The organism is Gleimia europaea ACS-120-V-Col10b, from assembly GCF_000411155.1.
Taxonomy (GTDB): domain Bacteria; phylum Actinomycetota; class Actinomycetes; order Actinomycetales; family Actinomycetaceae; genus Gleimia; species Gleimia europaea_B.
The window spans coordinates 995,894-1,008,116 of the sequence record NZ_KE150266.1; the positions used below are offsets into that span (position 1 = coordinate 995,894).

11 protein-coding genes and 5 tRNA genes are annotated in these 12,223 nt (G+C 58.0%); 9 read left to right on the top strand and 7 right to left on the bottom strand.

Translation table 11 applies throughout. The features are described from left to right. Positions 1 to 232: 232 nt before the first annotated feature. From HMPREF9238_RS04550 to HMPREF9238_RS04570, 5 genes are all read right to left on the bottom strand, one after another. Positions 233 to 305, bottom strand: a tRNA-Lys gene (locus HMPREF9238_RS04550). Between the two features lie 110 nt (positions 306 to 415). Next, positions 416 to 661 carry a GlsB/YeaQ/YmgE family stress response membrane protein gene (locus HMPREF9238_RS04555; RefSeq protein ID WP_016444275.1) on the bottom strand — a complete coding sequence of 82 codons (246 nt, stop codon included), beginning with the start codon at positions 659 to 661 and terminating at the stop codon, positions 416 to 418. Between the two features lie 181 nt (positions 662 to 842). Continuing rightward, positions 843 to 1,721: an EamA family transporter gene (locus HMPREF9238_RS04560; protein WP_016444276.1), complete on the bottom strand. Its 879-nt coding sequence runs from the start codon at positions 1,719 to 1,721 to the stop codon at positions 843 to 845. Further along, on the bottom strand, positions 1,714 to 2,136 hold the full coding sequence (gene msrB / locus HMPREF9238_RS04565) for a peptide-methionine (R)-S-oxide reductase MsrB (RefSeq protein WP_016444277.1): 423 nt from the start codon (positions 2,134 to 2,136) through the stop codon (positions 1,714 to 1,716). Before msrB ends, HMPREF9238_RS04560 begins: the two co-directional genes overlap by 8 nt. A 2-nt stretch (positions 2,137 to 2,138) precedes the next feature. After that, on the bottom strand, positions 2,139 to 3,770 hold the full coding sequence (locus HMPREF9238_RS04570) for a mechanosensitive ion channel domain-containing protein (protein ID WP_016444278.1): 1,632 nt from the start codon (positions 3,768 to 3,770) through the stop codon (positions 2,139 to 2,141). Positions 3,771 to 3,929: 159 nt separating this feature from the next. On the opposite strand from HMPREF9238_RS04570, the gene HMPREF9238_RS04575 reads away from it, so the two are divergent. The 9 genes from HMPREF9238_RS04575 (at position 3,930) to HMPREF9238_RS04615 (ending at position 9,451) form a co-directional block, all read left to right on the top strand. Next, positions 3,930 to 4,002 (top strand) — tRNA-Glu (locus HMPREF9238_RS04575). Between the two features lie 4 nt (positions 4,003 to 4,006). Next, positions 4,007 to 4,083 (top strand) — tRNA-Asp (locus HMPREF9238_RS04580). A 180-nt stretch (positions 4,084 to 4,263) separates the two neighbouring features. Continuing rightward, a tRNA-Asp gene (locus HMPREF9238_RS04585) sits at positions 4,264 to 4,337 on the top strand. 24 nt (positions 4,338 to 4,361) lie between these two features. Then, positions 4,362 to 4,434, top strand: a tRNA-Phe gene (locus tag HMPREF9238_RS04590). Between the two features lie 138 nt (positions 4,435 to 4,572). Continuing rightward, positions 4,573 to 5,709 (top strand): ABC transporter ATP-binding protein, encoded by a 1,137-nt coding sequence (locus tag HMPREF9238_RS04595; RefSeq protein ID WP_156824386.1) that lies wholly within the window; start codon positions 4,573 to 4,575, stop codon positions 5,707 to 5,709. Further along, positions 5,706 to 8,222, top strand: coding sequence for an ABC transporter permease (locus HMPREF9238_RS04600; protein ID WP_016444280.1), 2,517 nt, complete (start codon positions 5,706 to 5,708; stop codon positions 8,220 to 8,222). The genes HMPREF9238_RS04595 and HMPREF9238_RS04600 overlap by 4 nt, the downstream gene beginning before the upstream one ends. A 73-nt stretch (positions 8,223 to 8,295) precedes the next feature. Beyond that, positions 8,296 to 8,802 (top strand): phage holin family protein, encoded by a 507-nt coding sequence (locus HMPREF9238_RS04605; protein WP_232217594.1) that lies wholly within the window; start codon positions 8,296 to 8,298, stop codon positions 8,800 to 8,802. After that, entirely contained in the window at positions 8,799 to 9,080 is a 282-nt protein-coding gene (locus HMPREF9238_RS04610) for a DUF3618 domain-containing protein (RefSeq protein WP_016444282.1), read from the top strand. Before HMPREF9238_RS04605 ends, HMPREF9238_RS04610 begins: the two co-directional genes overlap by 4 nt. Positions 9,081 to 9,295: 215 nt before the next feature. After that, positions 9,296 to 9,451 (top strand): DUF3073 family protein, encoded by a 156-nt coding sequence (locus HMPREF9238_RS04615; RefSeq protein WP_434056924.1) that lies wholly within the window; start codon positions 9,296 to 9,298, stop codon positions 9,449 to 9,451. 107 nt (positions 9,452 to 9,558) lie between these two features. Here HMPREF9238_RS04615 and purM read toward each other — a convergent pair whose 3' ends face one another. Next, entirely contained in the window at positions 9,559 to 10,668 is a 1,110-nt protein-coding gene (gene purM, locus HMPREF9238_RS04620; RefSeq protein WP_016444284.1) for a phosphoribosylformylglycinamidine cyclo-ligase, read from the bottom strand. Between the two features lie 9 nt (positions 10,669 to 10,677). Continuing rightward, positions 10,678 to 12,186 (bottom strand): amidophosphoribosyltransferase, encoded by a 1,509-nt coding sequence (purF, locus tag HMPREF9238_RS04625; RefSeq protein ID WP_016444285.1) that lies wholly within the window; start codon positions 12,184 to 12,186, stop codon positions 10,678 to 10,680. Positions 12,187 to 12,223: the final 37 nt, after the last annotated feature.

The window sequence follows — 12,223 nt, forward strand, 5'->3', positions numbered from 1 at the left end:
CACACCCGCCTCGGACATCATTGCTACCTCTACCGGTTCTCCAGGGCACAAACATCATCATGGGTGAAACAACGCCGGCCCACACCGCCCAAGCGCTAATCGCCGCAGTAAGTTGTATAGACAAGTAGCAGCCACCTTCCATGCGATCCCGCGCATAACGTCGCCGCCAATTACTGCACCGTTTGTGCCTGGATACGCGAAAGCCCCTGCTCTCGCAGGGGCATCCGCCGGGTGGGCCCACCGGGAATCGAACCCGGGACCCACGGATTAAAAGTCCGTTGCTCTGCCAATTGAGCTATAGGCCCGTGCGAATCATTTTAACGCCTAGCAGGGCAACTGCCAAAACCTAAATCCATTACCGCAGCAGCAAATAAGGGGAGGGAGCCAGCGGCCCCCTCCCCAATAAGCGACAAAACTAGTTCTTCTTTGCCGCGATGCTCAAGTACAAGCTAATCAGGCCCATTGCGACCAGAATCGAAATTACCCACTCGAGAATCGAGCCAACCCCGATTGCACCCGCAATCCAGCCGCCGATACCAGCACCGAGCGCGCCCAGAATAATCGTCCACACAATACCCATCGGCTGCTCACCCTTCATGAACAAGCGAGCAAGCGCACCAATAATCGCGCCAACAATGATGTACCAAAGAATAGCTCCCATTTTGGAAAACCCCTTCTCAATGTCTCAACTAGCCCCGCTCACGCCGGGCCTTACACTTTCTAACCTTTCAGAAAACGAGCCAGACTTCGCGCGCTAAACCCAAATGAGCGACGAGTCGCACAAAAATAATGTCACCCAAACTGATAAAGCAATGCTCTTGCCAAGTGTTAACTAATGATTGTTAAAGTTCTGCGGTTTTCTTCTGTTCCGGTACTGAAGGCCGCGACGCCATCCACACCGCGATTGACACGAGCACCAAACCCACAACTGCGGGCCACGCCGGGAACTGACGCAACACCACAGCCCCCACAAGTAAAGACGTTGCCGGAAGTAGCGCATTCAGTAGAGCGAATGTTGGAGCATCGATCCAACTCATAATGACCTGCTCAATGGAATAAGGAACCACCGTGGATAAGAACGCCACTCCCACCACAATCCAAAACGTTTGCGCAGACTCGAAAGCAGACAAGAAATCGCCCGCAACCAACGGGAAATACACCAGCGAACCCGTGGCCGTTGCGATCGAAAGCGAAGTGAGGCCCGACCTTGCCCTCGCAATTCGGCGCCCGATGAGGATATAGCCCGCCCACAAGCCGCCCGCCAACAGCGCCCACAATAACCCGGACACTCCAGCCGAGGTAGTTGTATCAATACCGAAACCAGAGATGAGCACCACCCCCGCAAAGGCCACCAGGCCCGCGAGTTTACTCAGCCATCCTCGCCCAAAAATCACCGCAACTACCACAGGGCCGAGGAACTCCAGCGAAACCGCAACACCTAAATCCAGGCGAGCCACGGCCTCGTAAAACGCTATATTCATACCCGACATCACCACGCCGAATAGGGCGGACTCCCCTATCTCGCGTAACGTCAAATGTTCCCGCCACGGCCTGCGCCACGCGAGCAACACGAGCGCGGCAATAGTGACTCGCCACCACGCGACTGTTGTAGGCGCCATGACCGAAAACAACACCACCGCAAACGCGGCCCCCGTGTACTGGGTTGTCCCAGATGCGATGAACAGTATCGGCGCTAACGCGCGCCTGCCCGAGCTACTCACCCCCGGTATGCTCAAACGACAGCGACACGGAGTTCATACAGTAACGCTGCCCCGTAGGAGTTTGCGGCGCATCATCAAACAAATGCCCCAAATGAGAATCACAATTCGCACAGCGCACCTCCGTGCGCACCATCCCATGCGAGGTGTCCTCCACATACTTCACGGCGGCGTCCTCAGACTTGTAGAACGACGGCCAACCGCATCCCGCATCAAACTTCGTCTGAGAACGGAACAATTCCGCTCCACACGCGCGGCAACGGTAAATGCCTTCGCGATCCTCATCCAATAGTTCACCGGTGAAAGGACGCTCCGTGCCTGCCTCTCGCAACACGTGGTATTCCATCGGGTTCAAGACCTCACGCCACTGCGCCTGCGTACGAGCCGCCGCGTTCACGTCAACCTTGGGAGTTTCCATACCTATTTCTTCTCCTCATCTTGAATCCGCTTCATCTCTGCAGCCACCAATTGCCGAGCGGGCTCATCGCCACCAAGCTTGTTGATCGCGGTTTCCTCAGAAATATCACCAAGACGTAACGCCCGCAAAGTTTGCGTCTCAACCCGCTTGCGTTGCATCTCTGCGGAGGGACCTTCAAGCTTCTTTGACCGCGCCTCGGCCTCCTCGCTACCCGAATACAGGCGGTCCCCCACCGTTGACGTCACTTCACTATCAGTGTTGTTGCGAGCGCCGTCAGTACCAGCGGGATGCTGATCCGCTTCCTGCTGTATCGCAAGCAACTCCGCCGGTGACAACACGCGCGTGGACTCCGGCTCAGCCAGCACCTTCGTATTCACCTTGCGGTCACGCAGCCTCTTACGACGCACCTTGCTGGCCCGGTTCTTCGCAGCGCGCATACGCGCTTCCTGCTTCGTTTGCACGGGTGCATCCTGCGGTTCGGGCTGCTCCGGATTCTTCTCACCCTCCCGCTCAATATCGCGCAACTCGTTGGCGAGCTCCACGATTTCACGCTCCGAGCGATCCAGGTTGACCTCGACAACGTCTTCTTTTTGCACGCGAGTTCGCACCAGCGCGTAGGGAGCATTCTGCACCACCCAATCGATCAAGTGCTCACGCATGTAGCAACGCAAATCCCACAGGTCACCCGAATTTCGGGCCGTCAACGCAATGCGAACAAGCATCCAACCATCCGTTGCATCCGTGACCTGCACGCTGGAGCTACGCCTATCCCACAGATCCGTTTCTTCAAGCAGACGCTCAACTTCCCTACGAATCAAAGGCACGGGCGCACGCCAATCCAACTTCAGCTCAACCGTTCCGGCGAGCTTCGTATTAGAACGCGTCCAGTTCTCGAACTTGTTCTGCGTGAAATGTGTGGATGGAACAATGAAACGCCGATCATCCCACCCGGCCAGCACAACGTAGGTCAGCGTGATCTCTTCAATCGTTCCGAACTGGTCATCAACCACCACCACGTCGCCCACACGAATCGCGTCCGTAAAAGTGATCTGCAAACCCGCGAACGTATTCGACAGTGAATCTTGCGCCGCAATGCCAGCAACCAAAGAAATCACGCCGGCTGACGCCAAAATCGAACCCATTGCGATCCGGGCCGACGGGAACGTCAAAATAACCGCCACCACGCCCAAAATCACAACAACCAACTGCACGATGCGGCGCAGCATCTGTGCCTGCGTAGCCAGACGCCGCGACCCCGTTACTTCCTTACGATGCTTTGCAACGTCCTCAATCACATACGCACTGGCGTAACACATCCAACTAACCATCACGATCGTGATGATCAACAGCGTGTGTTGCAAAGGCGGGATCCACGTTGCCGCATCCGTGGGAAGCACCTGCACCGTGTAATTCAGGCCCACCCACGCGCCCGCCACCAGAAACAAAGCGAAGAACGGGATCTTCACCCGTCTTGCCAGCCAAGCAAAGTTATCCGACTTGCGCGACACCATCCGCAACGCGACCCACGCCAGCATCGCAATAACCAGCGAAACCAGCACGCCAACCGCCACGCCCGCAAAAAGTTGGAGCAAGTTCAGCGCATCCTGCACAGCTTCTTCAGCGTTACCATCCATACTTAAAGAGTAGGGCTAGACACGGACATTTTCTTTTCGGCGCGACACGCTAGGACAACTCGATACGCCGGTGAGAGGCTTCACAACCTGCCACTTTGCCAAGTTGAAGGTAAGTCACGTAGACTTTGACGAGTCTGATCGCAAGCATTGCGAGAAGAGGCCCCCATCGTCTAGCGGCCTAGGACACCGCCCTTTCACGGCGGCGGCACGGGTTCGAATCCCGTTGGGGGTACGTTGGCCCCGTAGCGCAGTTGGTTAGCGCGCCGCCCTGTCACGGCGGAGGTCGCCGGTTCGAGCCCGGTCGGGGTCGCCACTTCCACTCAAGACCCGCAAGGGTCTTTTTTCATATCCAAACCGTACAATCTCGCCCCTCCGTCACGACGGGGGAACACCGGCAGAGCCACTAAACTCGGGGAGAGCATGCTCACACGCGCAAACCGGTACAGTAATTTGGCAAGGGTTCAAAAGGTCGGTAATATAATCTTCGCATCAAGGCCCCGTAGCGCAGTTGGTTAGCGCGCCGCCCTGTCACGGCGGAGGTCGCCGGTTCGAGCCCGGTCGGGGTCGCTCGGTCAAGGAAACTTGACTAGAGCCTCTGTAGCTCAGTTGGTAGAGCGTTCGACTGAAAATCGAAAGGTCACCGGATCGACGCCGGTCGGAGGCACAGGTAGCCCTCGGGAAACCCGAGGGTTTTTCTGTGCTCAACGCCAGAGCAGGACACAAACCGGAAACCAGGGGCAGCGAACATTCCCATATTCGCGTGTACATCGCAAATAGCGGCCAATTCAACGACAATAGACATATGAGTGTACTCCAGGCCTTAACCACCCCCACCGAGCCCGCCATCACTGCCCGCGGCCTCACCAAAACCTACGGCAAAGGCAACACCGCCGTCACCGCCCTCAAATCCGTAGACGTCACCATTGGTCGCGGCGAATTCACCGCCATCATGGGGCCCTCCGGATCAGGCAAATCCACACTCATGCACTGCCTCGCCGGCCTCGACTCCATCACAAGCGGAGACGTAACCCTGGACGGCAACACGATCTCTAACATGTCCGAGCGCAAACTCACCAAACTGCGGCGCCAGCAAATCGGATTCATCTTCCAGTCTTTCAACCTCATTCCCACACTCACCGCGCAAGAAAACATCACGCTACCTGCCGACATCGCCAAGAAAACCGTCTCCAAAGAACGCTTTGACACCATCGTTGACGCCGTGGGACTACGTGACCGCCTCACCCACCGCCCTGCAGAAATGTCCGGCGGCCAACAGCAGCGCGTTGCCTGCGCCCGCGCCCTCATCACCGAACCAACCGTAGTGTTCGCTGACGAACCAACCGGCAATTTAGACTCCAAATCCTCCGCTCAGGTACTCCGATTTTTACGCGAAGCAGTGGACGCCTTCGATCAAACCGTCGTCATGGTCACCCACGACCCCACCGCCGCATCCCACGCCGACCGGATCCTATTTCTGGTAGACGGACGCATCGTTGCCGAGCTACGTGAGCCTACGCCAGGCAGCGTGCTTGACGCGTTACGCGAGCTCGACGCCATGCGCGAAACCGACCCGGAAGCCGAAACCACTCCAGGCAGCGACCCCGAACCCGCCGAGGAAGACGCCCCCACACCAGCCCTCGCGCTTACAGATGACGAGCCCCTCCTCGAAAATCAAACAACCTCCACCAAAACGGCCGACTTCCAAGACGCAGAACGCCAACCCGGTGAAACCCTTGACGAAGCGCTGCGCCGCATTGCGCCAACCGGTGAACTCGACGCCGAGACTCAAGACCTCCTGATCCGCGCGCAAAAACTGCTACACGACCTTCCCGGATCCGTCATTCCCGAAGACGACCTGGAGTTAACCGGCCCCATCCCAATCGTGAAACGCGTAAGACCAGAACGAGGCAACGCGCAAAACGGTGAGGAGCAGGCGTGATCAAGATAGCCCTTAGAGACGTCTGGGCGCACGCCACCCGATTCCTCATGACGATCTTGTCAGTGGTGCTCGGCGTCGCGTTTCTCTCTGGCACGCTCGCTCTGCGAACCAGTCTCGAAGACACCTTTGTGCAATCTTTTGCCTCCACCACGTTTGGCACCATCCAAGTAGAAGGCAACCCCATCTCCAGTGACTCGAGCGAGCGTGGCCGCATCGACGCTGGCGCCGCCGACACGATCCGTAGCATAAGCGGCGTCAAAGACGCTCAGCCCGTTTACATGAGCCCAATCACCGTGCTCCAAGACGGATCGCCCGCCACCGGCGTAGGCACCGTTACCCTCGCCACCGGTGCGCTTACCGACTTCACCCCCTGGTCCATTGCGGGCAAAACTCCAGCGAACGAGAACGAAATCGCGTTTGAGGCCGCCGCCCTCAAACGCTACGACCTTGCCGTTGGCGACCGGATCGAATACATCGCCGGAGGCGAAAAACGCAACGCAAAAATCGTTGGAACCGTACACCTGGCCGCAGAAGTCTCCCCCATCAACATCATTGCCTTTGACCAAGACACCGCGCGCTCCCTCAATCAAACCCCCGACTTCGTAAACGCCATCGCCGTACAAACAAAAACCGATGCCAACCAGGGCGCCGTCATTCGCGACATCAAGAACCGCCTCGGGGCCGACTACACCGTTAGATCCAGCGAAGATGCGATCGACGAAGCCGCTGACAATGTCAAAGACACCCTCGGATTTGTAACCACATTCCTGCTCGTATTCGTTGTCCTTGCCCTCGGCGTCTCTACATTCATCATCACGAACACCTTCCACATGGCCGTCAAAGCCCGCCAAAAAGAGTTCGCCTACCTGCGCGCCGTTGGCGCCTCGCCCCTGCAAATCTTCCTCCAAGTTGCCCTCCAAGCCCTCGTTATCGGCATCGTTGGATCCGCGCTCGGACTCGCCGCCGGCACCGGCCTACTTGCGCTTGCATCATTCGGCCTGCTCAAAGCCGGCATGGTCACCTCCCTCATCACCACGCTACCGCGTGACGTCATCATCACCTCGCTGATTGTGGGCGTCGCGGTGACCCTCGTTGGCGCTGTTCTTCCCGCCCGCGCCGCCGCGCACACCGCGCCCGTAGAAGCCATGCGCGAAGTGTCCGGTGTGCGCGAAGCACCACTCTGGCCGCGCGCCCTCATCGGCATCGCCCTCATCGCGAGCGGTTCTGCCGGCGTCTACCTGGGCGCTGAACAAGTCGTCACCTGGGCGGGGCCCGCCCTCGGATTTGGCTCTGGGGCCGTGGTTCTCGGCACGCTCGTTGCCTCTCCCTCCCTCGCCAAAGGCATCCTCGCCATACCTGCCCTCGCACTACGTAAAACCCGACTTGTAGCGGTGCGCATCGGCACTAAGAACGCGGTTCGTAACCCGCGCCGAACCGGCGCCACCGCCGGCGCGCTCATCATCGGTATGGGGCTCGTAACCCTTGGAACCGTGCTGGCTTCGTCAGTTCAAGCCTCCACTTCCGAGGCAATCCAATCGGAACTACACGCCGACCTCACCATCACGCCCATCAGCCCCGGAGAAACCATCACCGATGACGCGATAGCCAAAATCCGGGCGACAAAAGGCGTACGCTCCGTGGGCGACTCCTACACCAGTGCCTTCGCGCCCGTCACTATCGAGGAAGAAACCTTCCCCCTCGCCATCACCACCGTAGATACCTCCCGGCTCTCCGCCGACTTTAAAGTGCCGATGGCCAAAGGTAGCCTCTACAGCATCAACCGTGGCCAAATCGTGCTGTCTAAAAATGCTGCACAAGCGATTGGCGCCTCCGTTGGCGACGAGCTCACCGTTTTTGGCGACGAGGGCCCCAAAACCGTGACCGTTGGGGGAATCCACGACTCCACGATCCTCACCACAACCTCCTTCATCGCACCCGACACGCTCGAGCAGCTCGGCCTCACCGCGCTCGGGCGGTCCTTCGTCACCGTATTCACAACCGACCTGCCCCTAGACGAGGTGCAAGCAAACGTTCGCAACACGCTCGCCGACCAGCCCACCATCGCCGTCTACACCAAAACCGAACTGGTCTCCGAAATCGGTAACACCATCAACACGGTGCTCGCCATCCTCTACGCCCTGCTCGGACTCTCCATCGTTGTGGCGATCGTTGGCATCATCAACACACTCGGCCTCGCCGTGAACGAACGCACCACCGAAATCGCCCTCATGCGGGCCATCGGCACCAGCAAACTCCAAATCGCGGGGACGATCATCACCGAAGCGATCCTTACCTCCCTCTACGGCACCATCATCGGTATCCTTATCGGGCTGGGAACCGGCATCGGCCTGGTCACCTACAGCAAGGACGTTGGCATCTCCGTGCTCTCAATCCCCTGGGCAACCCTGCTCGCGCTACTCGCGGGAACCATCGTGATCGGTATCCTCGCTGCCGTTGGCCCCGCCCGGCGCGCCGCGCGTGCACCGATTCTCGAATCCATCGCCGCCGAATGAGCATGTGAGTTTTCGCCAGAAAGCACCACTATTTCAAGCGACCAACACCGTTTCGTGACAAACTAGATGCAGTGTGCCCTACGCACAAGCATCCGCAGCCAATACGGCCGCAACAACCGACCCACTCGAGGAGTTCAAGATGGCAGTCGACAGGTCCAAACCGGCCACGCCAGTAATTGTGGAGACAACGCAGTCTCGGCCCAACACAAGCATTGGGCAGCTAGTCAACGAACTGTCCAACCAGATCACCACCCTGATTCGCGGCGAGATCGAACTAACTAAACTCAAAGCAACCACGCTTGCCAAGAAAGCCGGTGTTGGAGGCATCCTCCTCGCAGGTGCGGGCGTATTTGCCCTCTACCTACTCGGATGGATCTTCCACACCATCGAACTCGGCTTCGCAAACGTCGTCGCCCCCTGGGTTGCCTCCCTCATCACCGCTGGCATCCTCCTACTTATCGTTGCCATCCTGGCAGTGGTTGGAGCCCTCCTCCTCAAAAAAGGTCTGGAAGACAAGCCCAACCCGAGTGAAAACATGAAGCTCAACATCGCCGCCGCAAAGAAGGGACTGGAAAAGTGAGCGAAACCCCTCGCACCGTTGAAGACATCGAAGCTGAAATCCTGCGCACGCGCCTTGCGATGCAATCTACCGTCAACGAGCTCAGCACCCGCCTTAACCCGCGTGAACAAGCCAAAGCTGCGGCCACGAGGGCCGGGGAAAAGGCCACCACATTTGGGCAAAACACTGTGGCCGAGGCGAAGGCCGCCCTCAAAGGTGACCCACGTGCACTAGCCAAATTCGCTTCCGTTGGCGTTGGACTCGGCCTGCTCGCCGGCATCAAGAAACTGCGCAAATAGATCCACTATTTGAAATTTAGGCGCCCAATAAGTGCCGAAAACTCGCAGAAAACCCTAAATAAAATCCTACACGTTAGGATAATCTGCTTGGTTTTCGCTAGAATAGGCGCTTGAAAGACCGTTAGACGCTCAGGATTCCCACTGGGATCCGCAAGACACTGTGGAGGGGGTCGACGCCAATGGGGCGCGGCCGTCAGAAGGCCAAGCAAACAAAAGTGGCTCGGAAGCTAAAGTACACTTCACCCGAGACCGACTTTGACGCTCTGCAGCGTGAACTCGCTGCTGAGCGAGGCAAAACAAACGATCCGTACGGGGATATTCCCCCGGCAACCGACGAAGATGACTGGGGCGACTACGACGACTACAAATAAATCGTCAACCCCTAATAAATAGTCAAACAATATCGGGAGGGCTGTCGGCCCTCCCGATTCGTCATTCTTTGTCCCGCCCAAACGCGGAACTACAGCCGTATGACCTGCTAGAGACGGTAACTACCCGTGAGCAAAGCTGCTCCGGCCTGCACGCCCTTAGCACCCTGCACCAAGCGATCCGAATCCGCGACCTGTAGTGAAGAAGAAGTCAGCTCCACCTCACCAAGCACCCACGGTTCGCAGCCAATGGCCATCAAATAACCAAGAGCCTCATCAGCTGCGGCCTCATCCACAATCGCGACCATGCCAACGCCCAAGTTGAATGTCTGCTCCATCGCGTCCCAACTGACTTCGCCTAGTTTAGAAAGCGTGGAAAATACGGGCGGCACGGCCCAAGATGAACGATCCACTCGCGCAATAAAACCAGTGGGGATAACGCGGGAGATGTTCGCGCCCAAACCGCCGCCCGTAATGTGGGACAAAGCCTTTACCGCGCCGCGAGGAAGCGACTCGATCATCGCTAACATCTGCTTCGTGTACAAGCGCGTGGGCTCTAAGAGTTCCTCCCCGAGCGTGCGGCCAAACTCTGGCACATCCCGATCAAGCTTCCAAGTAGAATCGGCCACAATCTTGCGAACCAGTGAATATCCGTTTGAGTGCAAACCTGAAGAAGCAATACCAATCAAGACATCGCCCACCGTCACGCGGTGAGCGCCAAGCATCTCATCGGCATCAACCACGCCCGTTGCGGCGCCCGCAATGTCGTAATCCTGAGGATCCATCAAACCCGGATGCTCCGCAGTCTCACCGCCAATCAGCGGGCAATCCACCTGCGCACATGCCTGTGCCACACCGCGCACAATATCCGCAATCTTCTGCGGATCCACCCGGCCCGTTGCAATGTAATCCGTCATTAACAACGGCCTTGCACCCATCACAACCAGATCGTCCACAACCATCGCCACGAGATCTTGACCAATCGTGTCATGGATCCCCATTTCTTGCGCGATCGCGATTTTTGTGCCCACGCCGTCCGTAGACGAAGCGAGCAGGGGCCGCTTCATATCCTTCAACGCGGATGCGTCGATCATCCCGGCAAAACCACCCGAATCACCAAACACCGTGGCATTATGCGACTTCGCAACCGCGGCCTTCATTAGCTCAACCGCGCGGTCACCCGCCTCAATATCAACGCCCGCAGCAGCATAATCAACCATCAAGCAACCTCACTTAGTCACGCCAGGCGTACCTGGAATCGGAGTTCCCGGCGGAACCGGCACCGGATACTGCCCATTGAAACAAGCCAAACACAAGTTATCCGCCGGTTGGCCAGACGCCGCAACCATGTCTTCCAGCGACAAATATCCCAAGGAATCCGCGCCAATCCACTCACAAATCGCGTCCACGTCCATCACCGAGGAAATCAGCTCCGCCCTCGTTGGGAAATCAATCCCAAAGAAACACGGCCACCCCACCGGAGGCGAGGAAATGCGCACGTGGATCTCACTAGCACCGGCCTCGCGAAGCATCCTCACAATCTGTCGTTGCGTGTTGCCCCGCACAATCGAATCGTCCACCACCACAAGGCGCTTTCCCTGCACAATGTCCCGCAGTGGATTCAACTTGAGCCGGATACCGCGCTGGCGCAAACTCTGCGTGGGTTGGATAAACGTACGACCCACGTAACTGTTCTTCACAAAACCCTGCGCGTATGGGATACCGGACTCCTGCGCGTAACCAATCGCCGCAGGCGTACCCGACTCTGGCGTTGCAATCACGTAATCGGCGTCAACAGGATGTTCCCGAGCGAGCGCCGCGCCCATCTCTTGGCGCGCCAAACTAATCGACCTGCCGGCGATCCGCGTATCTGGCCGCGCGATATACACGTACTCAAACACGCACCCGTGCGGAGTGGCCTTGCCAAACGTAAACGAACGCATGCCGTCCGAATCAATCGCAATCAGCTCGCCCGGCTCCACCTCGCGAATAAACGAGGCCCCCACAATGTCCAGCGCCGCAGTCTCCGACGCGAGTACCCAACCCGTGTCCAAACGGCCCAGCACCAGGGGGCGCAAACCGTGCGGATCGCGCGCACCATACAACGTGCGTTCATCCATGAACACCATCGAGAAGCCACCCTGGAGACGCGGCAACACGTTCTTCGCCGCCTCGATCAGCGACCCGCGCTCAGTTTGCACCCCCTCGCCCAAATGCTGCTCGCAGCCCTTCTCGGTGCCGTAACCGCCCAACAGTGCCGTAATGATCTGCGTGCCCGTCGCGTCATCATCAATGGGTCGGTGCGAAACCTTATTCGCCAAATCGCGCAACTGAGCCGCATTGGTCACGTTTCCGTTATTAGCCAGCGCGATCGAGCCCGTAGCGGTAGGCCCAAGCATCGGCTGCGAATGCTTCCACTGAGCCGCCGCCTTCGTCGCATAACGCACGTGTCCGATAGCAAGATGGCCCTCAAGTGTTGAAAGAGCCTCATCATTAAACACCTGCGAAACGAGCCCCATGTCCTTGTAAACCATGATGCTCTTGCCGTCAGATGCGGCAATACCCGCCGACTGCTGGCCGCGATGCTGGAGGGCGTACAAACCGAAATACGTTAAACGAGACACTTCCTCGCCAGGCGCCCACACCCCAAAAACGCCACATTCATCTTTAGGTTTATCCGAATCAGAAAAGTCTGCACCTGGCAGTTCATCTTCACGCACGCCCTCATCATTACACATTCACAAACGCCGTTGCGGGGCGCTTCAAAAAATGGAC